The organism is Citrobacter sp. Cs237, assembly GCF_030332325.1.
GTDB classification, from domain to species: domain Bacteria; phylum Pseudomonadota; class Gammaproteobacteria; order Enterobacterales; family Enterobacteriaceae; genus Citrobacter_A; species Citrobacter_A sedlakii.
This window is the reverse complement of the sequence record NZ_JAOWIB010000103.1, coordinates 198,714-221,651: the sequence shown is the minus strand read 5'-3', so window position 1 is coordinate 221,651 and position 22,938 is coordinate 198,714. Positions and strand designations below refer to the sequence as shown.

20 protein-coding genes and 1 tRNA gene are annotated in these 22,938 nt (G+C 56.1%); 9 read left to right on the top strand and 12 right to left on the bottom strand.

What is annotated here, in order from left to right; genetic code table 11:
* Positions 1–68: 68 nt before the first annotated feature.
* Positions 69–176 (bottom strand): type I toxin-antitoxin system toxin Ldr family protein, encoded by a 108-nt coding sequence (locus OGY07_RS11560; RefSeq protein WP_286600663.1) that lies wholly within the window; start codon positions 174–176, stop codon positions 69–71.
* Between the two features lie 352 nt (positions 177–528).
* Here OGY07_RS11560 and OGY07_RS11555 point away from each other — a divergent pair, with 352 nt between their 5' ends.
* Positions 529–1,824 (top strand): SLC5/6 family protein, encoded by a 1,296-nt coding sequence (locus OGY07_RS11555; RefSeq protein WP_269536047.1) that lies wholly within the window; start codon positions 529–531, stop codon positions 1,822–1,824.
* A 50-nt stretch (positions 1,825–1,874) separates the two neighbouring features.
* Here the strand turns inward: OGY07_RS11555 and dppF are convergent, their stop codons facing one another.
* The 9 genes from dppF to OGY07_RS11510 all read right to left on the bottom strand — a co-directional run bounded on the left by dppF (position 1,875) and on the right by OGY07_RS11510 (position 12,518).
* Entirely contained in the window at positions 1,875–2,888 is a 1,014-nt protein-coding gene (gene dppF, locus OGY07_RS11550) for a dipeptide ABC transporter ATP-binding subunit DppF (RefSeq protein WP_286600661.1), read from the bottom strand.
* Complete coding sequence (gene dppD / locus OGY07_RS11545) at positions 2,885–3,868, bottom strand: dipeptide ABC transporter ATP-binding protein (protein WP_042286777.1); 984 nt, start codon at positions 3,866–3,868, stop codon at positions 2,885–2,887. The genes dppF and dppD overlap by 4 nt, the downstream gene beginning before the upstream one ends.
* A gap of 10 nt (positions 3,869–3,878) precedes the next feature.
* On the bottom strand, positions 3,879–4,781 hold the full coding sequence (gene dppC / locus OGY07_RS11540; protein WP_042286779.1) for a dipeptide ABC transporter permease DppC: 903 nt from the start codon (positions 4,779–4,781) through the stop codon (positions 3,879–3,881).
* Positions 4,782–4,790: 9 nt separating this feature from the next.
* A complete protein-coding gene (dppB, locus tag OGY07_RS11535) occupies positions 4,791–5,810 on the bottom strand; it encodes a dipeptide ABC transporter permease DppB (protein ID WP_042286783.1) in 1,020 nt (339 codons plus the stop codon).
* Positions 5,811–5,975: 165 nt separating this feature from the next.
* A complete protein-coding gene (gene dppA, locus OGY07_RS11530) occupies positions 5,976–7,583 on the bottom strand; it encodes a dipeptide ABC transporter periplasmic-binding protein DppA (protein ID WP_042286785.1) in 1,608 nt (535 codons plus the stop codon).
* A 678-nt stretch (positions 7,584–8,261) separates the two neighbouring features.
* A tRNA-Pro gene (locus OGY07_RS11525) sits at positions 8,262–8,338 on the bottom strand.
* A 91-nt stretch (positions 8,339–8,429) separates the two neighbouring features.
* Positions 8,430–10,121, bottom strand: a complete 1,692-nt coding sequence (eptB, locus tag OGY07_RS11520) for a kdo(2)-lipid A phosphoethanolamine 7''-transferase (RefSeq protein WP_286600657.1) — start codon at positions 10,119–10,121, stop codon at positions 8,430–8,432.
* Positions 10,122–10,383: 262 nt separating this feature from the next.
* The gene (locus OGY07_RS11515) at positions 10,384–11,586 is read right to left on the bottom strand and encodes an L-lactate MFS transporter (RefSeq protein ID WP_060570227.1); all 1,203 of its coding nucleotides are present in this window, start codon (positions 11,584–11,586) and stop codon (positions 10,384–10,386) included.
* Between the two features lie 230 nt (positions 11,587–11,816).
* Positions 11,817–12,518, bottom strand: a complete 702-nt coding sequence (locus OGY07_RS11510; protein WP_042286794.1) for an autotransporter domain-containing protein — start codon at positions 12,516–12,518, stop codon at positions 11,817–11,819.
* A gap of 157 nt (positions 12,519–12,675) precedes the next feature.
* Here OGY07_RS11510 and tag point away from each other — a divergent pair, with 157 nt between their 5' ends.
* On the top strand, positions 12,676–13,254 hold the full coding sequence (gene tag / locus OGY07_RS11505; RefSeq protein WP_042286797.1) for a DNA-3-methyladenine glycosylase I: 579 nt from the start codon (positions 12,676–12,678) through the stop codon (positions 13,252–13,254).
* A complete protein-coding gene (locus OGY07_RS11500) occupies positions 13,235–13,675 on the top strand; it encodes an N-acetyltransferase (protein WP_060570228.1) in 441 nt (146 codons plus the stop codon). The genes tag and OGY07_RS11500 overlap by 20 nt, the downstream gene beginning before the upstream one ends.
* Here the strand turns inward: OGY07_RS11500 and OGY07_RS11495 are convergent.
* The gene (locus tag OGY07_RS11495) at positions 13,644–15,968 is read right to left on the bottom strand and encodes a molybdopterin guanine dinucleotide-containing S/N-oxide reductase (RefSeq protein ID WP_286600652.1); all 2,325 of its coding nucleotides are present in this window, start codon (positions 15,966–15,968) and stop codon (positions 13,644–13,646) included. The genes OGY07_RS11500 and OGY07_RS11495 overlap by 32 nt on opposite strands.
* A 152-nt stretch (positions 15,969–16,120) precedes the next feature.
* Between OGY07_RS11495 and OGY07_RS11490 the strand changes: the two genes are divergently transcribed.
* The 6 genes from OGY07_RS11490 to ghrB all read left to right on the top strand — a co-directional run bounded on the left by OGY07_RS11490 (position 16,121) and on the right by ghrB (position 22,062).
* On the top strand, positions 16,121–16,783 hold the full coding sequence (locus OGY07_RS11490) for an OmpA family lipoprotein (RefSeq protein ID WP_042286803.1): 663 nt from the start codon (positions 16,121–16,123) through the stop codon (positions 16,781–16,783).
* Between the two features lie 125 nt (positions 16,784–16,908).
* Positions 16,909–17,925: a LacI family DNA-binding transcriptional regulator gene (locus tag OGY07_RS11485; RefSeq protein ID WP_042286807.1), complete on the top strand. Its 1,017-nt coding sequence runs from the start codon at positions 16,909–16,911 to the stop codon at positions 17,923–17,925.
* A 100-nt stretch (positions 17,926–18,025) separates the two neighbouring features.
* Entirely contained in the window at positions 18,026–18,775 is a 750-nt protein-coding gene (locus OGY07_RS11480; RefSeq protein WP_060570231.1) for a sugar phosphate isomerase/epimerase family protein, read from the top strand.
* Between the two features lie 3 nt (positions 18,776–18,778).
* Positions 18,779–19,717: a sugar kinase gene (locus OGY07_RS11475; RefSeq protein ID WP_286600648.1), complete on the top strand. Its 939-nt coding sequence runs from the start codon at positions 18,779–18,781 to the stop codon at positions 19,715–19,717.
* Positions 19,718–19,784: 67 nt separating this feature from the next.
* Positions 19,785–21,065 (top strand): MFS transporter, encoded by a 1,281-nt coding sequence (locus tag OGY07_RS11470; protein ID WP_042286817.1) that lies wholly within the window; start codon positions 19,785–19,787, stop codon positions 21,063–21,065.
* A gap of 22 nt (positions 21,066–21,087) precedes the next feature.
* Positions 21,088–22,062 (top strand): glyoxylate/hydroxypyruvate reductase GhrB, encoded by a 975-nt coding sequence (gene ghrB / locus OGY07_RS11465; protein ID WP_060570233.1) that lies wholly within the window; start codon positions 21,088–21,090, stop codon positions 22,060–22,062.
* A gap of 89 nt (positions 22,063–22,151) precedes the next feature.
* Here ghrB and OGY07_RS11460 read toward each other — a convergent pair whose 3' ends face one another.
* A complete protein-coding gene (locus OGY07_RS11460) occupies positions 22,152–22,862 on the bottom strand; it encodes a DUF3053 domain-containing protein (RefSeq protein WP_042286824.1) in 711 nt (236 codons plus the stop codon).
* Positions 22,863–22,938: the final 76 nt, after the last annotated feature.

The following is a 22,938-nucleotide window of genomic DNA, read 5'->3' as shown; positions in this document are numbered from 1 at the left end:
CAAGGATATCCCTGCGGCCCGGTTCGGGCGCATGTTGCCACTGCGGCAGGCAGACGCCCGTCAGAGGATTACTTCCTGCTACGTAACCAGTTCACAACCATTCCCGCGATTATTCCCGCGATGGTTGGAGCCGCTAAATCGTGCCAGAAGGCAATGCCTAACTGAATCAGCGTCATATAGCCGCCTGTGTTGCAATGGCAACCGTTCGCGGCTATCCTTGAATTGTTGAGGTTCAAGATTAGCCCCCGTTTTGTTGCCAGGTTTTTACCGAACAACGTGCGGGGGTTTTCTCTTTATCCAGCAACAAACGCCGCCAGGGATCAAGCCCCCGCAACGTTGCGCCTCACCGGGTTGCCCCGGCTTGCTGCGGATTCTACGGCAAGCGGTTTGCCTACACATCCGCCCGTGTTTTACTCTGCGTGGCGTCTCGCAAATCCTCAATCGGCTGGCAGTGTCTCCTGCGCTTCTGTAGAATTGCGTCCCCTTGCGGCCATGACGCCGTGAAGGCTATTTCTGGCAGGGGACTTCATGCAGCACGACACATCACTTTCTCATCTTAACGGCTCAAGCGAACAGGTTTCGCGCAGACTTCCTTTTACCCGCTACGACTTTGGTTGGGTATTGCTGTGCATTGGTATGGCGATTGGCGCGGGTACGGTGCTGATGCCGGTGCAGATTGGACTTAAAGGGATTTGGGTATTTATCACCGCGTCGCTTATCGCTTATCCGGCGACCTGGATCGTACAGGACGTGTATCTCAAAACGCTTTCGCAAAGCGAAACCTGCCATGACTACACCGACGTCATCAGTCATTATCTCGGCAAAAACTGGGGCGTTTTTCTCGGGGTGATCTATTTTTTGATGATCATCCACGGCATCTTTATTTATTCGCTTTCCGTGGTATTCGACAGCGCGTCTTATCTGCGTACCTTTGGCCTGACCCAGACCGATCTCTCCCAGTCGCTGCTTTTTAAAGCGGCCATCTTCGCAGCGCTGGTCGCTATCGCCTCGGGCGGCGAGAAACTGCTGTTCAAAATCTCCGGGCCGATGGTGGTGGTAAAAGTGGGGATCATCGTGGTATTTGGCCTGGCGATGATTCCACACTGGAATTTCGCCAATATCACCGCCTTTCCCCAGGCATCGGTGTTTTTTCGCGACGTCTTGCTTACTATTCCGTTCTGCTTCTTTTCGGCGGTGTTTATTCAGGTGCTGAATCCGATGAACATCGCCTATCGCAAGCGTGAGGCCGACAGGGTGCTGGCAACCCGGATGGCAATTCGCACCCACCGCATCAGCTATATCACGCTGATTGCGGTGATTCTGTTTTTCTCTTTCTCGTTTACCTTTTCCATCAGCCACGAAGAAGCGGTGTCGGCATTCGAGCAAAACATCTCCGCCCTGGCGCTGGCGGCTCAGGTTATTCCCGGTCCGGTGATCCATATTACCTCGACGGTACTGAATATCTTCGCCGTCCTGACCGCGTTTTTTGGTATTTATCTCGGCTTCCACGAGGCAATGAAAGGGATTGTGCTGAATCTGCTGGGTCGTATCGTCAACGTGGAGCGCATTCCTTCGCGCATGATCACGCTTGGGATCTGTGCGTTTATCGTGACGACGCTGGTGATTTGGGTCTCATTTCGCGTGTCGGTGCTGGTGTTCTTCCAGCTCGGCAGCCCGCTATACGGCATTGTCTCCTGCCTGATCCCTTGCTTCCTGATATACAAGGTCGCGCAACTGGAAAAACTGCGTGGCCTGAAAACCTGGCTGATACTGCTGTACGGCGTACTGCTGTGCCTGTCGCCGCTGCTGAAATTGATTGAGTAACAGAGAAAAGGCCGGATCAGGCGCAAGCGCCATCCGGCCTTGCGGGAAGGTTACGTCACCGGCTTCTGCCCATTCTCGTCCTGATCGACAGCAAAACAGGCGACCAGTTGACCGTTGTACTCCTTCAACTGCGGCTGCAACTGGGTGCAAGGGCCGAAGCGACGGCGGCAGCGCGCATTGAACGCGCAGCCGGGCGGTGGATTCAGCGGGCTGGGCAACTCGCCGGTCAGTTTGATACGTTCGCGACGCTCGTCCGGATTCAGACGCGGCGTGGCGGAGAGCAGCGCCTGCGTATACGGATGGCGCGGGTTGTTGAAAATTTGCTCCTTCGTCCCTTTCTCGACGCAACGGCCCAGATACATCACCATCACTTCATCGGCAATGTGCTCAACCACCGACAGGTCGTGGGAGATAAAGACGTAGGACAGCCCCAGATCCTGCTGCAAATCCATCATCAGGTTCAGCACTTGCGCGCGGACAGAAACGTCAAGCGCAGAGACCGGCTCGTCGGCAATCACCACGTCCGGGTCCAGCATCAGACCACGGGCAATGGCGATACGCTGACGCTGGCCGCCGGAAAACATATGCGGATAGCGATCGTAGTGTTCGGTTTTTAGCCCCACTTTCGCCATCATTGCCAGCGCTTTTTCGCGACGCTGCGCTTTGCTGAGCGACGTATTGATAAGCAGCGGCTCCTCCAGAATCTGCCCCACTTTCTTACGCGGGTTCAGTGAACCATACGGGTTCTGGAACACAATCTGGATTTTCTGCCGACGCAGCTTCTGCGCCTGCGGGTCGTGCTTGAGCAGATCCTGCCCCTGATAGTACAGCTCGCCGCCGGTCGGCGTTTCGATCATCGTCAGCAAACGACCAAGCGTCGATTTCCCGCAGCCGGACTCGCCCACCACCGCCAGCGTTTTACCGCGCTCAAGGGTGAACGACACGCCGTCCAGCGCTTTCACCAGCCGTTCAGGAGAGAAGATCCCCTTCTTCACTGGATAATGTTTTTTCAGGTCGATGGCCCGCAACAGCGGCTGTTGCAAGATGGCCTCGTGCGTACTCATAGTGTGGGCCTCCCGGCATCATCGAGTGGGTAGTGGCATTTTGACTGACGTCCGCCGTCCAGTTGGTTCAGCGCAGGTTCTTCTGCGCGGCAGCGATCGGTGGCATAGGGGCAGCGCGGATTGAGCAGACAGCCCGTGGGACGGTCGTATTTCCCTGGCACCACACCCGGCAAAGACGCCAACCGCGCTTTGTCCTGAGCGAACTCCGGCAGCGCGCGAAGCAGCGCCTGGGTGTACGGATGACGCGGCGCGCGGAAGATATCGTGCGCATCGCCCGTTTCCACGACCTGACCGGCGTACATCACGATGATTTTATGCGCCGCTTCCGCCACCAGCGCCAGATCGTGCGTAATCAGCACCAGCGCCATGTTCTCTTTCTGTTGCAGTTCCAACAGCAGCTCGATGATTTGCGCCTGGATAGTCACGTCCAGCGCCGTCGTCGGTTCGTCGGCAATCAGCAGTTTTGGCCGACAGGCAATGGCCATCGCGATCATCACGCGCTGGCTCATCCCGCCGGAAAGCTGATGCGGATACACGTCCAGACGCGACGCCGGGTCCGGTATCCCCACCTGTGTCAGCAGGTCGATGGCCCGCTGACGGCGGGTTTTCTTGTTGCCGCCCTGATGTACCTTGATGGCTTCCATGATCTGGAAACCGACGGTGTAGCAGGGGTTCAGGCTGGTCATCGGGTCCTGGAAAATCATCGCCACTTCGGCGCCCACCAGGTTGCGCCGCTCTTTCTCAGAGATGCGTTTCAGATCCTGATCGTTAAACACCAGGTTTTCGGCGTTTACCCGCCCGGGATAGTCAATCAGCCCCATTATCGCCAGTGAACTGACGGACTTACCGGAACCTGATTCGCCCACGATACCGACCACTTCGCCCTGATTCACGCTGTAACTAATCCGGTCTACGGCGCGGAATTCGCTGCCTTCGTCGCCGAAGTGCACCGATAATTTATCTACATTTAATAACGCCATCTCGAACCTCTTACTGCTTCAGCTTGGGATCGAGCGCATCACGCAGACCGTCACCCATCAGGTTAAATGCCAGCACCGTCAGCAGGATCGCCAGACCCGGAAAGGTCACGACCCACCAGGCGCTTTGCGCAAACTGCAACACGTCGGAGAGCATGGTGCCCCACTCCGGCGTTGGCGGTTGCGCACCCATGCCGAGGAAGCCGAGTGCGGCCATATCGAGAATGGCGTTAGAGAAACCGAGCGACGCCTGAACGATCAGCGGCGCGAGGCAGTTCGGGAAGATATTGATGAACATCTGACGCATCGCGCCAGCGCCCGCCACGCGGGAAGCCGTCACGTAGTCGCGGTTCACCTCCACCAGCACCGCCGCGCGGGTAAGCCGGACATAGTGCGGCAGGGCGACAAAGGTCAGCGCCAGCGCGGCGTTACCGATTGACGGCCCAAAGACCGCTACCAGCACCAGCGCCAGCAGCAGGCTCGGCAGCGCCAGCATGATGTCGACCACGCGCATAATGACGTTATCAACAATGCCGCCAAAGTAACCGGCAATCAGCCCAAGCACGATGCCCATCACCAGCGACAGCACCACCACCAGGCAGCCGACCAGCAACGACAGGCGCGCGCCATACATCAGTCGCGACAGCACGTCGCGACCCACATCGTCGGTACCCAGCAGGTGCGCCAGACTCCCGCCTTCCTGCCAGGCCGGCGGCGCGAGCAGCGCATCGCGAAACTGTTCCGCCGGGTTATAGGGCGCAAGAACGTTGGCGAATACCGCAATCAGGATCATGATGACGACATACGCCAGGCCAACAACCGCGCCTTTGTTGCGTTTGAAATAGTGCCAGAACTCCTGTAGCGGGGTCATCGGCACCGGTGCGGCAATAACTTTATTTTCAGTAACCTGTGACATGATGGCCCCTTACTTCTTATGACGAATACGCGGGTTCACCACGCCGTACAGCAGGTCAACCAGCAGGTTGACGAGGATAATCATCGTCGCCACCAGCAGCACCCCGCCCTGTACCACCGGGTAATCGCGTCGTTGCAGCGCATCAATCAACCAGCGTCCGAGGCCAGGCCACGAGAAGATGGTTTCGGTCAGAATGGCGCCCGCCAGCAGCGTGCCCACCTGCAGGCCAATCACGGTGACCACCGGCAGCATGGCGTTGCGCAGCGCGTGAATAATAATGACCCGCATGCGGGTCAGCCCTTTGGCGCGGGCGGTACGAATGTAGTCTTCACCCAGCACTTCCAGCATCGACGAGCGGGTCATACGCACGATAACCGCCAGCGGAATCGTGCCGAGGACCATTGCGGGCAGAATCATGTGCGCAACCGCATCAATAAAGTTGCCCTCTTCGCCCCAGATGGCGGTGTCGATCAGCATAAAACCGGTCAGCGGATTGGTATCATCAAGAAACACCATGTCGCTGACACGCCCGGAAACCGGCGTCAGGTTCCAGTGTACGGAGACCAGCATGATCAGCATCATCCCCCACCAGAAGATCGGCATGGAATAACCTGTCAGCGCCAGGCCAACAGCGGTGTGATCGAAAATGGACCCGCGCTTGACGGCGGCCAGCACGCCAACCGGAATGCCCACCGCGGTGGCGAAAATCATGGCGCAGACGCCAAGTTCCAGCGTCGCTTTAAAGCGCGGCACGAACTCGTCCCACACCGGCAAACGGCTTTTCAGCGAGATGCCTAAATCACCCTGCATGACTCCCCAGATATAATGGAGGTACTGCTGCCACATCGGTTTATCGAGACCGAGTTCAGCCAACAGTTGAGCATGACGCTCAGGGGAGATACCACGCTCACCCGCCATGATCATCACCGGATCGCCGGGGATCATATGGACAAACGCGAAGGTGAGAAGGGTGATACCGATAAACGTAGGGATGACGAGTCCCAAACGTCGGAGAATGAACTGCAACATAACCCGGATTCTCTCTCAGGACGCACGGCGTGGAACCGTGAGTCTGTATTGCTCACAAATCTTATCCCTTCCCGCTTACAGAGAAGGAATAAAGCACTGCTGCCGGGTGGCGCTACGCCTGCCCGATCTTCGGGGGCGTAGCGCTTACCTGACGATAGCGTTTAATTATTCGACAGAGACGTTATCGAAGTGGTGTTTGCCTAACGGATCCACCACATAGCCTTTGACTTCTTTACGCACCGGCTCATATACGGTGGAGTGAGCGATGATCAGGGCCGGTGCCTGCTCGTTCATTACCACCTGAGCTTGTTTGTATAGTTCAATACGCTTGTTGTGATCATCGGTGGCGCGCGCTGGCTGAATCAGATCTTCAAACGGCTTGTAGCACCAGCGAGAGTAGTTGGAACCGTCTTTCGCCGCCGCGCAGCTGAACAGCGTCGCGAAGAAGTTGTCCGGATCCCCGTTATCGCCGGTCCAGCCCATCATGACCGCCTGATGCTCACCCGCTTTGGCGCGTTTCAGGTACTCACCCCACTCGTAGGTGACAATTTTGGCCTGCACGCCGATCTTCGCCCAGTCCGCCTGAATCATCTCCGCCATACGGCGCGCGTTCGGGTTGTAAGGACGCTGTACCGGCATTGCCCACAGTTCGACGGTGAAACCTTTGTCCTGCCCTGCTTCTTTCAGCAACGCTTTCGCTTTCTCAGGATCGTAGGTGTAGTCTTTGATATCGTCGTTATAACCCCACATGGTTGGCGGGATCAGGTTCTTGGCCGCAACGCCCGCGCCCTGGTAAACGGCTTTGATGATCGCTTCTTTGTTCACCGCATAGGTCAGCGCCTGACGCACTTTGACGTCATCAAACGGTTTCTTCTCGGTGTTGAACGAGAGGTAACCCACGTTCAGACCCGCCTGCTCCATCAGGTTGATGTTTTTATCCTGCTTCATGCGCGCGATGTCTGCCGGGTTCGGATACGGCATCACCTGGCATTCGTTCTTCTGCAGTTTGGCATAGCGCACAGAGGCGTCAGGCGTGATGGAGAAGACCAGGCGGTCAATTTGCGGCTTGGTGCCCCAATAGCCGTCAAAGGCTTTATAGAGGATACGGGAGTCTTTCTGGTACTGCTGCAACTGGAACGGACCGGTGCCGATAGGGTTCAGATCCACTTTTTCCGGCGTACCGGCTTTCAGCATGTTGTCCGCATATTCTTTAGAAAGAATAGAAGCAAAATCCATCGCGAGGTCGGCGAGGAACGGCGCTTCCGGACGCGTCAGCACAAACTGGACGGTCATATCGTCCACTTTTTTCACTTCGCTGATCAGATCGGGCAGGCCCATCCCTTCGAAATATTCATAGCTGCCGCCGGACACTTTATGGTACGGGTTTTGCGCGTTTTTCTGACGATCGAAGGAGAAGACCACGTCGTCGGCGTTCATGTCGCGCGTCGGTTTGAATTCTTTGCCGGATTGCCACTTCACGCCAGAACGGAGGTGGAAGGTGTAGGTTTTCCCGTCTTCACTGATTTCCCATTTTTCCGCAAGGCCTGGGATCACTTCGGTGGTGCCGGTTTTAAATTCCACCAGACGGTTATAGATTGGTACTGAACTGGCATCATAGGTTGTGCCAGAGGTAAAGAGTTGCGGGTTGAACCCTTCAGGAGAACCTTCTGAACAATAGACCAGGGTTTTAGCCTGTACGCTTGCTGCGACGGTCATAGCCACCAGGCTCAGACCAAGCTTCAGCATCCCTGACTTCTTCAAGGAAATACTCATTCTTCTGCTCCAAATGTGATGTTGTTGTTTTACCCTTTGCAGTGGGTTAGCGCCGCCTGGCCTTTTTTATTTTTGACCGGCCGGGTCGGCGTGATGAGGTGGGGATTCCATTCACTTAAACGACTGAGTTGCAGCGCGGATTCTTCATGAAATGCCCCTCATGCCCTACAATCTGTCAACAGAATGTGAAAACGTCAATACAGCTAACCGCGTTTTACGACAACGGTGAGAATTGACAAACAAAGATTAAAAAAACTCCAGAGGGGTATTTTCAGCAGAGAAATTTATGCTACGCGCGTAATGCCAGAATATAAATCTTAATATTTCGCAACATTTGGTGATTAAGTTTTGTGCAGATTATGAAAAATTTCTGACGAAATGCTGTATATCTGAGCGATTAATGCCATGAACGTTAAAACGCACAGCGGAAAATGCTGGGGTCAGCCATAAGTAACGCAAAAAAAGATTGATGCAAAGATAAAAAAAGACAATGGAATATGTCACAAAATCGTTAACGAATAGTGAGAAGTAAGGCGCAATTTTTGTAGCAAAAATGAAGATAGCAGAGTCTCGAATTGGGTCGGTGATCGCTCGGGTCGAACCTCTTCTCCCCGGAGGTTCTCATCTTCACTGGCTTCAAATGCAAAAAGCCCTGCTCGTTGAGCAGGGCTTTAAATTTGGTCGGTGATAGAGGATTCGAACCTCCGACCCCTTCGTCCCGAACGAAGTGCGCTACCAGGCTGCGCCAATCACCGAATGCGGGGCGCATCTTACTGCTCAGGCGCGCCCCCGTCAATCCCTTAGTCGCAAAATGCCATTTAATCGGCGAGAAAGTCATCAGGCCGCTTATTGTGCGGCAAATTTCTTCCCGTCAGGGACATGGCACCAGTTGTTATACTCGTTAATCCCGCCGTTGGGCGAGGTGTAGCCGAGACAACCCATAATCGTGTCGTACAGCTCAACGTGACGACGCGGCACCTTCATTTCCGCCTCTTTCTTCAGATGCGCGAATGCCTGCGCGTTGGCCGGATTCTCGAGATATTTGTCCGACATCCAGACCATCATCGGTACGCGGAACTGCTCCGGCGGCGCCAGCTTACGCGGCGTGCCGTGCAAATGCTCGCGCTCGTTAATCGATTCGCCGTGATCCGCCGCGTAGAACACAATCGCTTTCTTATCGCGCACCTGATCAATCACCCTATCGATAAAGTGGTCCACATAGGTTATGGAGTTATCGTAAGAGTTAATCATCAGGTCCTTCGGACACTTACGGTCGATGGCATAACATTCCGGCTTCCACTGGGCGAACTCGCGCGGGTAGCGCTGAGTGTAGTTATAGTGGGAACCTTTGGTATGCAACACAATCAGATGTTTGCCCTGCGGGTTATTCTCCAGGGAACGCGAAACTTCGTTCACCAGCAGCATATCATCCACCGCTTTGCCCCGGTTGCGCGGCTCCGCAGCGATCTGCTCGCGATAGGCGATGTTGTCGGCCATCGTGTTACTGTAGAACCACATCTCGCTCTGCATCGCGTACAGATCGGCGCTAAAACCTAACTGTTTAAGCACTGCAAATACGTTTTGCTCTTTCAGCGTGCGCTGTGGATTATCCTCCGCCCCGCCCTGACGCACGAACATGCAGCGCAGCGACAGCTTGGTGGCGGTATCGCAGGAGTAGCCGCGGTACATTGCCAGATTCTTCTCTTTCGCAAGCTTCGGCGTGGTATCACGTTCATAGCCCAGCATGCCCATGTGATCCCAACGCGTGGTTTCGCCAATGATGAAAATCACGTAGGTGTCATCAAGATTCTGGGTTGGCGTATACGTGAATTTTTTCGCCGGATTGATAAGCGATTTGTTATCTGACGATTCATCAACCTGCGCCCAGGCGTACAGGCCCAGTGCGGACAGCCAGTTTGTTGGCAGATACGAGTTCGCCAGCACCCCGCCGTAGCTTGGCATGTCGACGCCAGCGATGCGATCGGCGCGCTTCTGGTGCAGCTCCAGCAGGCGAATCGGCGCCCACACCAGAAAAGCCGCCATCAGAACGGTGAGCGCGCTGCGCCAGCGTACTTTTGGCGTACAAAGCTGACGCAAAAAGGTGTCCGTCGAGCGGTTAAACCAGATCAACACCAGCGGGATGAGGCTTACGCCAGCCACCCAAAGAATAAACGTCCAGCCAACAACCTCTTTTGACAGGTCGATATCGGTGGTCATGACTGAAGCCACAATACCGTAACCAATCATGACATTCATAAAGGTCATGTAATAGCTTGCGCCAGCGGAGATCAGCACCAGTAGCGAAGCCAGAACGCGCCAGGCCGTACGGCCTAACAGGGAAAAGAGACGTAAAAAGAAGAAGGTAGCCAGCACAGTGCCAGCCAATTCAACAACCGCGGCGATTCCATTCCATACGGTAAAATCCTGCGCATAACCGTCAAACCGACGGAAATAAACCGCGCCATTCATAAACAGACCGATATAGACAGCAAGCAAAATGCTCAGCTTTTGCTGCGTCATCGACGTAATGTATTTCATGCAAGCAAGCCCTGGAAATCGAGGGGTAAACACAGCCTGCGCTTCGGCTAACCCAGCCGGGCAGGACAAATTGCGAAGGTAGTCAGACAGGAAAGATCTACACGCGCGGCTAAGTAGACCACAAGGAAGGGAAAAAGTGGCAGCAGATAATGTGATCGAAGCAGATTTTTACAAATATTCAAGTTTGAAAACGGATTTTTCACGCGACTGCTAATAACAAAAAGACCAGCCACGCGGCTGGTCCTGTCATTGTTTATTTTATTCAGGCATGCGCCATATTCATTACATCGCGTTTTGGCTGGCGAATGGTGGTAGACAGCGCCAGCGAGAGAATCAACAGGGCGAAAATCACGCAGAAGGTGACGTAGAAGCCACCGAACAGCGAGGCGATGATCGAACCGCAGATGCTGCCGATGCCAAAGCCGAGGTAAATCACGCCATAGTTTTTCGCCAGATTATTCAGGCCGAAAAATTCGCTCACCAGCGACGGGAAGACAGTGATGGTGCCGCCAAAGTTAAAGGCGACGCAGGCAATAGCGGCAAAGAAGGTCATCGCGTTCAGCGGCGCAAACAGCAGAGCGGCCATCCCCACCAGCGACACCACCTGGCCAATCGTAATAACGCGAATGCGGGCAATTTTGTCCGACAGGATCCCCAGCACCAGACGACCAGACAGGTTTGCGATAGAAATAACCGTCACCGCATTGGCCGCAGACGCGACGTCCATATGCGCCAGGCCCTGCGCAATATCTTTCGCCACGCCGATCACGTACAAACCGCTCATACACGCCGTCAGGAACATGACCGCCAGCATCCAGTACTGCGGTTTACGCATCGATTGCGCCAGCGTGTAATCATTTTCCACAACGCCATTCCTGGTTTTGACCTCCTGGTTCGGCGCATCTTTCATCAGCGTGGCGCCAAAGACAATCATTACCAGCACAATCGCGCCCCAAATTACGAAGGTTTTTTCCAGACCGACGGTCGCCAGCAGTTGACTGTCGATGAATTTAAAACCCAGGCTGCCCAGACCATAGGAGCCAATGGCGAAAGCGGAGATCAGCCCCTTGCGCTCCGGGAACCACTTCACACAGTTGGACAGGGTTAACAGGTAACCTGCGCCATCCGCCAGTCCTACCAGCACCCCAGCGCTCAGCCACAGCATCATCAGATTCGAAGAATGTGCGGTCAGGAAGAAGCCCAGCCCAAGCAAAATGCCTGACGCCATCGTCACCCGTTTAACGCCAAATCGCTCCTGTAACTTTCCGGCAACGGAAGATGAAATCGCCAGCCCCAGACTTAGCAGGCCAAAAGAGAAGGCGACCTGGCTGACGGGTTCATCCAGTTTTTCGGACAATACGCCGTTAAACAGGCTCCAGGTGTAAACAGAACCCAGGGCAAACTGCGTAATAATGGTGCCGATAAGGGTCAACCAACGGGTGCGCTGATACGTTGAAGTTTTCATGGCAGTATTCCTGCATAAACAAAAGGGGAAATTCACTGCCGACAACCATAACGAAATGCATTTTATGCGGGGAAAAAACGGCATGAAGTGCCGTCAGAACGGAATGAAATGCCTGGAATCTGGAATGAATGACGAGACATATATTCAGCAAGTTGATTTTTATATTGTAAGTTAGTGCTCACTATCATTGCATGCCATGTTATGGCTAAGGTTTAGTTGTAAATTCAAGGTTAAAATCTGGCGCTGACTCCCATCGTATAGAGGTAATCGGTGGTGTTGGGCGTATTTTCCGCCTGAGTGAGCGCTGCGTAAGCGGCCATGTGCGGATTAAGCAGCATATCCGCCCCCACGGTCACATCCAGCCAGCTGTTGTCTTGTGAGGTAGCCGCCATGCGGCTTAGCCCGGACTGCGCTTTCCAGATGCTATCGCCATATTGCTGGTTATAGCTGACCTGCGCCCACGGTCTGATCTCGCCAAATTGCGAATTCACCCGCCAGCCCAGCGTACTCACGCTGGCATGCCATAACGGATCGGCGGACAAATTCATCACGCTGTCGCCAAATTCGTTATATATCGATGTAGTAGTACCGTCGTAATGGAGCGCGGCGACCGGCCCGGTCATCACCGTCTCTGAAACCGGGAAATTCCAGCCCATGCTCATGCCACTGGTCGCCTCATGGGGCGACGCATCCGCAAAGTTAACGCTCAAGCCCGGCACGTTTTGCGAGGATTTGATCCGTTCCGCCAGGATGTCGTCATAACGCGGTTGGTGATCGCTGTCCCAGGTATAGCGTTCAGTCGTATGTCCGGATGGCGCTTCGGCGATATATTCTTGTTGCCACGCACTGGCGGTATTGATGTATAGCGAACAGGCCACCACGCTCGCCAGCAGAACGATTTCCCGGCGACCACCGTCTTTTTTTGTCATCATCAATGCGACTCCAGAGGAGAGCCGAAATCGGCGATATTATTGTCATTGTGAGAAGGATGACAGGCTAAAAGCCCTGTATTAAATATTGTCTTTTTCGCAGACGCGTCAAGGCGCGCAGAATGAAATTTTTAAGGCAATTCAGAGAGCGAGGGAAAGTATGGAACGATGCGGCTGGGTCAGCCAGGACCCGCTTTATATTGCCTACCATGACAAAGAATGGGGCGTCCCCGAAACCGACGGTAAAAAACTGTTTGAAATGATCTGCCTTGAAGGCCAGCAGGCCGGCCTGTCGTGGATTACGGTGCTGAAAAAGCGCGAGAACTATCGCGCCAATTTCCACCAGTTCGATCCCGTTCGCGTGGCGGCGATGCAGGAAGAGGATGTCGAACGGCTGCTGCTCGACCCGGGCATCATCCGTCATCGCGGAAAAATTCAGGCCATCATTGGCAATGCCCGCGCCTGGCTTGCGATGGAGCAAAACGGCGAACCATTTGCGCAGTTCGTCTGGTCATTTGTCGACCATCAACCACAAGTGACGCAGGCCGCCACGCTGAGCGAGATCCCAACCTCTACGCCCGCCTCCGACGCGCTGTCAAAAGCGTTGAAAAAACGGGGCTTCAAGTTCGTCGGTACGACCATTTGCTATTCCTTTATGCAGGCGTGCGGACTGGTCAATGACCATATCACCGGCTGTTTTTGCCACCCGGGAGAAAAATATGATTCGCGAATCCCGTAGCGCCGACAGGACGGCGATTCTGGCGCTGTGGCTGGAAAGCACGATCTTTGCCCATCCGTTTATTCCTGAACACTACTGGCGCGAGAGCGAAACGATCGTGCGCGACGTGTATCTGCCCGCCGCCAGAACCTGGGTGTGGGAGGATAACGACGTTCTGAAAGGGTTCGTTAGCGTTCTGGAAGATCGTTTTTTAGGCGCGCTGTTTGTCACGCCTGACGCGCTGCGCAGTGGGATCGGCAAAGCGCTGGTGCGGTATGTGCAACAGCGCTTTACGCAGTTGAGTCTTGAGGTGTATCAAAAAAACCAGAACGCGGTGAACTTCTACCATGCGATGGGCTTTCGTATTGAAGACAGCGCATGGCAGGAGGATACCCAGCATCCCACCTGGATTATGAGCTGGCAGGCGGATCAAACGCCGTAAGCGTCAGCGCGGGGCCGCAATATTTCTCCAGCCACGCCAGCGCGGTGTTCCCCGCGCAGCCGTTGCCCAGTCGGGAACTGGGCAAATCTTTGGTCAGCACGTTCACCGCGCCGTTTTTGCAGATGCCTCCGGCGGCAGGATCCAGATCCGGCCATGCTCCTTCGTGAATGCAGATCACGCCCGGCTTAATGCCAGCGCTCACCACGGCCCCTGCGAGAATCTGCCCGCGATGATTCCACACCCGCACCGTATCGCCGTCACGGATGCCGCGCGCCAGCGCGTCGTCGGGATGAATTGTAACCGGTTCACGATCCGCCACCGCATAGCGTTCACGCAGTTCGCTGTAATTAAGCTGGCTGTGCAGACGATGGGCCGGATGCGCCGACAGCACCTGAAGCTGGCCTTTCTGCGCATTGCCGTGCCACTCGTCCGGCGTCAGCCACATCGGGTGCCCGGGACAATCCGCATAGCCGTAACCGGCAATGCGCCGGGAATAGATTTCGATTTTGCCGCTGTCGGTTTTTAACGGATGCGCAGCCGGGTCACGACGGAAATCAACAAAACGCACAAACCGCGCGTTGTCCGGGTTTTCCGGCATTTCTATCAGCTGGTTGGCTTCCCAGAAAGTCGCAAACGGCGGCAATGTTACCTGCTGGCTGGCCCCACGCTGGGCAGCGATGTTGTAGAATGTCTCCAGCCATTCCCGTTCGCTTTTCCCTTCGGTAAAACGTTGTCCGCCGCCGCGCTCCCAGCGCTCGCTCAGTTCGGCAAACACGTCAAAATCATTGCGCGCTTCATACTGCGGCGGCACAACTTGTTTCATCGGCACCAGATGTTGGTTGCTGTAATCGCCAGTCATTGTGAGATCGTTGCGCTCAAAGGAGGTGGTGGCGGGCAGTACAATGTCGGCGTGTTTAGCGGCTGCGGTCCAGAAGCATTCGGAAATCACCACCAGCTCCGGCTTCTGCCAGGCACGAATCAGTCGGTTGGTGTCCTGATGATGGGTAAAGTTGGCGCCACCCGCCCACCAGACGAAACGGATATCCGGAAAGTGACGATCCATGCCGTTATGCTGATAAGACGCGCCGGGGTTTTCCAGCGCGTCGACAATGCGCGCAACCGGGATTTTATCCACCGCATCAGTGCCGCCAGGCAAGCTCCCCTGCATTGAGGCCAGCACGGCGGAGCGGCGCGTCGGATTTCCACCGTTGGCGAAGTGATAAGAGAGACCAAAACCGCCCCCCGGGGTACCGATTTGCCCAAGCATTGCCGCAAGAGTGACAATCATCCAGTGCTTTTGCTCGCCGAACTGCTGGCGCTGCATTCCCCAACCGGCCATCAGCATAGTGATGTTATTGTGAAAAATCGCCGCCAGTTCGCGGATTTTTTCTGCCGGAATGCCGCAAATGTCGGCCGCCCACTCAGCGGTTTTGGCTATGCCGTCGCGCTGTCCAGTGAGGTATTCAGCAAATAGTGAGTAGCCCGTGGTGTAGCGCGCCAGAAATGTCTGATCATGCCAGCCATTTTCCACCAGCGTGTGGGCAATACCGAGCATTAGCGCCACGTCAGTGCCCATGTGCGGCGCGATCCATTCCATGTTATCGCCAAAAAAATCGACGGTCTCCGATCGCATAGGATCAATGCAGATCACCCGTTTGCCGCTGCGCCGCAGCGCATCAAAGTAAGCGATTCCCTTTTCATCCGAAGCGTTCCAGGCAATTTTTAGCGTATTCAGGGGATTGGCGCTCCAGAGTACAACCACATCGCTGTGTTCCAGCACAACGGGCCAACTGGTCTGCTGCTGATAAACCTCGCTGCCGCCTACCACATACGGCATGATGGCCTGCGCCGCGCCGGTGGAATAATCCCCCAGATGCCCGGTGTAGCCCCCTGCCAACGCCATATAACGCTGCAACAGCGTGGCGGCTTTGTGTAGCACGCCGTTGGAGCGCCAGCCGTAGGAACCGGCAAAAATAGAGGACGGGCCATAGGTATCGCGAATACGTTTGTGCTGCTTATGGATAAGCGCCAGGGCGTCGTCCCAGCTCACCCGCACAAATTCATCCTGTCCCCGCACGCCCTGTGGCCTTTCCGGCGAGGCAAGAAAACCTTTACGTACCATGGGATAACGCACCCGGGTTTTGCTGTGCACCTGATCGCGAACTGCGCTTTGCAGCGAATTGGGATGCTCCGTGGGCAGCGCGCCGCGGGAAGAAATGACGGTCTCTCCGTCTGTTTCCACGAGGACAGGCCCCCAGTGGGCCGCGGTTAACACCGGTTTGTGCGTTGGCAAAATGGCGCTCCTGAAGAGGGGTAGATGTATTTCTCTGTTCAATGTTACTTACAAATTTCAGAGAGATCCCTGGAATTTTCTTCAACTTCACACGTCATAATCTACCGCCACGCTTGCCGTGGTAAAAATAAGAAAGACATTAAGGAATTAAGATGAAGAAACGTGTTTTAGTCATTGCCGCTATCGTGAGCGGCGCGCTGGCGGTATCTGGCTGCACAACCAACCCCTACACCGGTGAACGCGAAGCGGGTAAATCCGGCGTCGGCGCCGGGATTGGCTCGCTGGTTGGCGCGGGTATTGGGGCGCTGTCATCCTCGAAGAAAGATCGCGGCAAAGGCGCGCTGATAGGCGCAGCAGCCGGCGCGGCGCTGGGCGGCGGCGTGGGTTATTACATGGACGTGCAGGAAGCGAAGCTGCGTGAAAAAATGCAGGGAACCGGCGTGAGCGTCACGCGCAGCGGCGACAACATCATTCTGAATATGCCGAACAATGTCACCTTTGACAGCAGCAGCGCCACGCTGAAGCCAGCGGGAGCGAACACGCTAACGGGTGTCGCGATGGTACTGAAGGAATACCCGAAAACCGCCGTCAACGTCATTGGCTATACCGACAGCACAGGCGGCCACGATCTGAATATGCGTCTGTCGCAACAGCGTGCCGATAGCGTTGCCAGCTCGCTGATCGCTCAGGGCGTAGACGCTAACCGTATCCGCACCAGCGGTATGGGTCCGGCGAACCCGATCGCCAGCAACAGCACCGCGGAAGGCAAAGCCCAGAACCGCCGCGTCGAAATCACCTTAAGCCCTATTCAGTAATTCTTGTGCCGGATGGCGGCCTGAACGCCTTCCGGCCCGGAAAATCGATTCCCCTACCCGCCAGGCGTAGCGCCACCGGGTATTTTCGCGCTAAGGTATGCTCATCTAAAGTAAGGAAATCAGCGATGAGCAAATCAGGGCGCCCCACCATCAGCGACGTGGCGAAAGCGGCAAAAACCGGTAAAACCAGTATTTCACGCTATCTGAACGGCGAAAAGCATCTGCTTTCAGAGGCATTGCTGGCGCGTATTGAAAAAGCCATTGCTGATCTCGACTATCGCCCAAGCCTGATGGCGCGCAGCCTGAAGCGAGGCCGCACCCGACTCATCGGCCTGATTATCGCCGATATCACCAACCCTTACTCCGTTAACGTGCTCAGCGGTATAGAAGCCGCCTGCCGCGAGAAGGGTTTTACCCCACTGGTCTGTAACACCAACAACGAAGTGGATCAGGAGTTGCACTACCTTGATCTCCTGCGCAGCTATCAGGTCGAAGGGATTGTGGTGAACGCTGTCGGTATGCGCGAGGATGGCTTAAACCGTCTGCAACAATCCGCGCTGCCAATGGTGCTGATCGACCGGAAAATTCCTGACTTCGCCTGCGACGTGGTAGGACTGGATAACACGCAGGCCGCAACCACCGCCACTGAGCATTTGATCGAGCAAGGCTTTGAGGCGCTGCTGTTTCTTAGCGAGCCGTTGGGGACCGTCAATACCCGCCGCGAACGCCTCAACGCTTTTCGCGCCACGCTGGCGCGCTACCCTGGCGTGGTCGCAGAGAACGCCGAAGTCCCGCTGGCGGAAAACGCGCAGTTAGATAACACCTTGCGTCAATTTCACCAGCAGCACCGTGGTATGCGTAAGGCGGTTATTTCGGCTAACGGCGCGCTGACGTTGCAGGTCGCCCGTTCGCTGAAGCGCATTGGCCTCAACTGGGGCAGCGACATCGGCCTGCTGGGCTTTGACGAGCTGGAATGGGCAGAGCTGGCGGGCGTTGGCATCACCACGTTAAAACAACCCACATGGCAGATTGGCTACGCCGCGGTAGAGCAGGTAGTCCGCCGCATAGAAGGCGGCAGCGAGGCTATCCATGAGCAGGTTTTTTCCGGCGAGCTGATCGTCCGCGGTTCTACCGCCCGTTAATCTCCCTTCGTGATGGCGATCATAATTTCGACACACTACACTTTTCTTTGGAACCGGTTCCATCTAGCGTAATAAAAAGCACGCAAGATCGGGGGTCCTCATGCAGAGAAAAATTATGGTGGTCACCGCCGCGTATGGTTATGACACCGTACGCGATGCGGGCGGACAAATCGCGATGCTGCCGGTGATCGCCAACGCCGGCGCCGACGGCGTTGAGATACGCCGCGAGATGTTTACCGACGCGGAACTGAACGCCCTGCCGGCGCTGGCCTCAGCCATCGAAAGCGTCGGGCTGCAGGCCTGCTACTCCGTGCCGCAACCGCTGTTCGTCACCGACGCCAGCCTCAACCCGCAGTTACCCGCGCTGCTTCAGGAAGCGCAAACGCTGCGTGCGCTATGGCTGAAAGTTTCACTCGGCCATTTTCAGCATACTGATTCGTTTGACACGCTGCGCGACTGGCTCACAAGCAGCGGCATGGCGCTGGTGGTGGAAAACGACCAGACCGCCTGCGGTCGTCTTGAATCAATGCGGCGCTTTAACGCCGCCTGCCAGCAGCAGGCGCTTGCGGTACAGTTGACGTTTGATATGGGCAACTGGTTGTGGGTAGGCGACTCGCCGGAAGAGGCCGCCAATGCACTGGCGTCCTCTGTTGGATACGTCCACGTTAAGGCAGCGACACGGCACCACGACAGCTACCGCGCTATCCCGCCGGATCGGGCCGACCCGCGCTGGCTGGCGCTTCTCTCAGCGCTGCCTGCACACGTACCGCGCGGTATCGAGTTTCCGCTGGAAGGGGCCGATCTGACCGCCGTCACCCGCCGCTACGTCGACGTTTTACGCAAGGAGTAACCCATGAAAAATGCACTGGACGTCATCACCCTTGGCGAAGCGATGGCGATGTTTGTCGCGACAGAAACCGGGGATCTGGCGGACGTCGATCGCTTTATCAAGCGCGTGGCCGGCGCCGAACTGAACGTGGCGACCGGACTGGCCAGGCTCGGCCTGAAGGTCGGCTGGGTAAGCCGGGTAGGAAACGACAGTTTCGGGCGCTTTGTGCTCAACACCCTGCACAAAGAGGGGATTGACGCCTGTGGCGTGACCGTTGACAACGGTTACGCCACAGGCTTTCAGCTAAAATCGAAAGTTGAAAATGGAACCGATCCCATTGTGGAATATTTTCGTAAAGGCTCTGCGGCCAGCCGTCTTTCACTGGAAGACTTTGACGCAGAATACTTCTCCCGCGCCCGTCATTTGCACCTGAGCGGCGTGGCGGCGGCGCTGTCCAGCAGTTCATATGAATTACTGGCGCATACCGCACGCACCTTTAAGGCTCAGGGAAAGCGTATATCTTTCGATCCCAACCTGCGCCCAACGTTGTGGAAAAGCGAAGAAGAAATGGTCGAGAAGCTCAACCGTCTCGCCTTTCAGGCCGACTGGGTGCTGCCGGGCTTGAAGGAAGGAATGATATTAACCGGCCAGCAGACGCCGGAAGGGATTGCGGATTTCTACCTGCGTCACGGCGTGAAGGCCGTGGTGCTGAAAACGGGCGCAGACGGCGCCTGGTATAAAACCCACGACGGTGAAAAAGGCAGCGTTGCGCCGGTCAAGGTGGACAACGTTGTGGACACCGTCGGCGCCGGAGATGGTTTCGCCGTCGGTGTTATCAGCGCCCTGCTGGAAGGCCGCACGCTGGCTCAGGCAGTCGCCCGCGGCAATAAAATTGGCGCGCTCGCGATTCAGGTACAGGGCGACAGCGAAGGTTTACCCACACGTGAAACGTTAGGCGAATAACGTCACGTCATGATAACGGCCCCCTGTACCCTACAGACAGCGGCGGCATAAACAACAGAGGTTGACTATGGCAAGCTCAACAAATGCAGCAAAACGCTGGTGGTACATCATGCCAATCGTGTTTATCACGTACAGCCTGGCGTATCTTGACCGCGCAAACTTCAGCTTCGCTTCCGCAGCGGGCATTAACGAGGATCTCGGGATTACCAAAGGGATCTCATCGCTGCTCGGCGCGCTGTTCTTCCTGGGCTATTTTTTCTTCCAGATCCCCGGCGCGGTGTACGCCGAGCGCCGCAGCGTGCGCAAGCTGATCTTCGTCTGTCTGATCTTATGGGGCGGCTGCGCGTCGTTGACCGGCGTGGTCAGCAACATTCCCGCGCTGGCCGCGATCCGCTTTATCCTTGGCGTGGTCGAAGCCGCAGTTATGCCCGCCATGCTGATTTACATCAGCAACTGGTTTACTCGTTCGGAGCGTTCCCGCGCCAACACGTTCCTGATCCTCGGCAATCCGGTGACTGTGTTGTGGATGTCGGTGGTCTCTGGTTATCTGATCCAGGCGCTCGGCTGGCGCGAGATGTTTATCATCGAAGGCGTTCCCGCCATTCTGTGGGCATTCTGCTGGTGGGCGCTGGTTCGCGACAAACCGGCGCAGGTCGGCTGGCTGTCCGATGCGGAAAAAACAGCGCTGCAAACCCAACTCGAACAGGAGCAACAGGGCATCAAGGCCGTCCGTAACTACGGCGAGGCGTTTCGCTCCCGTAACGTTATCCTGCTGTGCCTGCAATATTTTACCTGGAGCATCGGCGTGTACGGCTTCGTGCTGTGGCTGCCATCCATTATTCGCGACGGTGGCGCGAACCTCGGCATGGTCGAAGTCGGTTGGCTTTCCTCCGTGCCGTACCTGGCAGCAACGGTCGCGATGATTCTGGCCTCCTGGGCATCGGATAAATTGCAGAACCGCAAACTGTTCGTCTGGCCGCTGCTATTGATTGCCGCTTTCGCCTTCATCGGCTCCTGGGCGGTCGGCGCGAATAATTTCTGGGCCTCGTACATCCTGCTGGTGATTGCCGGGGCGGCGATGTATGCCCCGTACGGGCCTTTCTTCGCCATCATTCCCGAAATGCTGCCGCGTAACGTCGCTGGCGGCGCGATGGCGCTCATCAACAGTATGGGCGCGCTGGGTTCGTTCTTAGGCTCATGGTTCGTCGGCTACCTGAACGGCGTCACCGGCAGCCCGTCCGCCTCGTACATTTTTATGGGGGTGGCGCTTTTCGCCTCCGTATGGCTAACTCTGATTGTCAGACCCGCGAATAATCAGCAGTTACCGACTGGCGCACGCCACGCGTAAAACCACATTCATGGAGAGTCGTATGAAGCCGTCCATTATTCTCTATAAAGCGTTACCCGACGATTTACTGCACCGCCTGGAAGAACATGTCACCGTTACCCAGGTGCCGAACCTGCGCCCGGAGACGGTTGAACAGTACGCCCAGGCGTTTGCCAACGCGGAAGGTCTGCTCGGCTCCAGTCAAACCGTCGACAGCGCGCTGCTGGAGAAGATGCCGAGGTTGCGTGCCGCCTCAACCATTTCCGTTGGTTACGACAATTTTGACGTGGAGGCGCTGAACGCGCGTAACGTGCTGCTGATGCACACGCCGACCGTACTGACGGAGACCGTGGCCGACACGATCATGGCGCTGGTACTGGCGACCGCCCGCCGGGTGGTGGACGTCGCCGAACGCGTTAAAGCGGGCCAATGGACCAAAAGTATTGGCCCTGACTGGTTTGGCACTGATGTACACCATAAAACGCTGGGTATCGTCGGTATGGGACGTATTGGTCTCGCGCTGGCGCAGCGTGCGCATTTTGGCTTCAGTATGCCGGTTCTTTACAACGCCCGCCGCCGCCATCCCGAAGCGGAAGAACGTTTCAACGCGCGTTACTGCGATCTTGATACGCTAGTGCAGGAAGCAGATTTTGTCTGTCTGATCCTGCCGCTGACCGACGAAACGCATCATCTGTTTGGCGCGGAACAGTTCGCCCATATGAAGCGTTCGGCTATTTTCATTAATGCCGGGCGCGGTCCGGTGGTCGACGAAAAGGCGCTGGTGACCGCCCTGCAAAACGGTGAGATTCAGGCCGCCGGTCTGGATGTGTTTGAACAGGAGCCGCTGCCGGTTGACTCTCCATTGCTGTCAATGCACAACGTCGTGGCGGTACCGCATATCGGCTCGGCAACGCATGAAACCCGCTACAACATGGCGGCCTGCGCGGTGGATAATTTGCTTGACGCACTGCAAGGAAAGGTCAGGAAGAACTGCGTGAATCCGCAGGTGGCGGGGTAATGGATACCCCTGCCGGAGGGCGGCGTCGCCTCGTCTGGCAGGGGCGTGAACTGGCCCGACTGGCCACTTCGCCCTCGGGCTTTTAACGGTTACTGAACGGCATTCACCGCCGCACTCCAGGCCTGGTTAAAAGCCTGGTGCTGCGAAGCCAGCGGTCCAATCAACGTATTGTACTGGCTTGCCTGCTGCGAAGTCGGGAACTGAATACCATTCGCCACGAAGCTCACCTGGGTGTCCTGCTGCGCGATAAAATCGCCCACCTGCACCAGTTGCTGGGTAAAGATTTGCGCGGCCGGAATCAGCGGCTGTAACGCCTCGGCTGGAGTAGTTACCACTTTTTTATACGCCTGATCGAACACCGGCTTCAGATCGTCGGCCTGTTTCAGCGCGCCATGCGCCGCATCGGCCTGCAGCTTCGCGTTCTGTAGCTGTTGGCCCAATACGCCCAACGAACCGTTTAAGTCGCGCAGAGGCCCGCGTTGCGTGACATAATCCTGCGGCACACGGATGGCGTTTACGCTATCAACGACCGGGCGCAGACCGGCGTCCATCGCCTGATTCACCTGCTGCGAATAGCCGTACAAAATCGCGTAATCAGATACAAACGGACCGAATGTTTTTTTCTGATCGGCAGTCAGTGTCGGTAAGCGTTCACCGCTACGCATCACCGTATTCTGCAGAAAATCGATAAACGCTTTACGCTGATCGCCTTCTTTATCAAAACACCCACTCAGGCTAACTACCATTAATAACGCCGCAAGAGGCGCAAACCAGCGAGAGCAGGACTTACCTGTCGCCATTTTTATACTCCTTTCACCCAAAAATGCGCACAACGCAATACGCGTGCCTGACGCTCACAAGGATAGTCCAGGTCAG

Coding starts and splice junctions, on each gene's coding strand:
- OGY07_RS11490 (WP_042286803.1), top strand. CDS start 16,121: ATGAAGAAACGTGTTTTAGTCATTGCCGCTATCGTGAGCGGCGCGCTG.
- OGY07_RS11485 (WP_042286807.1), top strand. CDS start 16,909: ATGAGCAAATCAGGGCGCCCCACCATCAGCGACGTGGCGAAAGCGGCA.
- ghrB (WP_060570233.1), top strand. CDS start 21,088: ATGAAGCCGTCCATTATTCTCTATAAAGCGTTACCCGACGATTTACTG.
- tag (WP_042286797.1), top strand. CDS start 12,676: ATGGAACGATGCGGCTGGGTCAGCCAGGACCCGCTTTATATTGCCTAC.
- OGY07_RS11560 (WP_286600663.1), bottom strand. CDS start 176: ATGACGCTGATTCAGTTAGGCATTGCCTTCTGGCACGATTTAGCGGCT.
- OGY07_RS11510 (WP_042286794.1), bottom strand. CDS start 12,518: ATGATGACAAAAAAAGACGGTGGTCGCCGGGAAATCGTTCTGCTGGCG.
- OGY07_RS11555 (WP_269536047.1), top strand. CDS start 529: ATGCAGCACGACACATCACTTTCTCATCTTAACGGCTCAAGCGAACAG.
- dppA (WP_042286785.1), bottom strand. CDS start 7,583: ATGAGTATTTCCTTGAAGAAGTCAGGGATGCTGAAGCTTGGTCTGAGC.
- OGY07_RS11475 (WP_286600648.1), top strand. CDS start 18,779: ATGAAAAATGCACTGGACGTCATCACCCTTGGCGAAGCGATGGCGATG.
- OGY07_RS11460 (WP_042286824.1), bottom strand. CDS start 22,862: ATGGCGACAGGTAAGTCCTGCTCTCGCTGGTTTGCGCCTCTTGCGGCG.
- OGY07_RS11515 (WP_060570227.1), bottom strand. CDS start 11,586: ATGAAAACTTCAACGTATCAGCGCACCCGTTGGTTGACCCTTATCGGC.
- dppF (WP_286600661.1), bottom strand. CDS start 2,888: ATGAGTACGCACGAGGCCATCTTGCAACAGCCGCTGTTGCGGGCCATC.
- dppD (WP_042286777.1), bottom strand. CDS start 3,868: ATGGCGTTATTAAATGTAGATAAATTATCGGTGCACTTCGGCGACGAA.
- dppC (WP_042286779.1), bottom strand. CDS start 4,781: ATGTCACAGGTTACTGAAAATAAAGTTATTGCCGCACCGGTGCCGATG.
- eptB (WP_286600657.1), bottom strand. CDS start 10,121: ATGAAATACATTACGTCGATGACGCAGCAAAAGCTGAGCATTTTGCTT.
- OGY07_RS11470 (WP_042286817.1), top strand. CDS start 19,785: ATGGCAAGCTCAACAAATGCAGCAAAACGCTGGTGGTACATCATGCCA.
- dppB (WP_042286783.1), bottom strand. CDS start 5,810: ATGTTGCAGTTCATTCTCCGACGTTTGGGACTCGTCATCCCTACGTTT.
- OGY07_RS11480 (WP_060570231.1), top strand. CDS start 18,026: ATGCAGAGAAAAATTATGGTGGTCACCGCCGCGTATGGTTATGACACC.
- OGY07_RS11500 (WP_060570228.1), top strand. CDS start 13,235: ATGATTCGCGAATCCCGTAGCGCCGACAGGACGGCGATTCTGGCGCTG.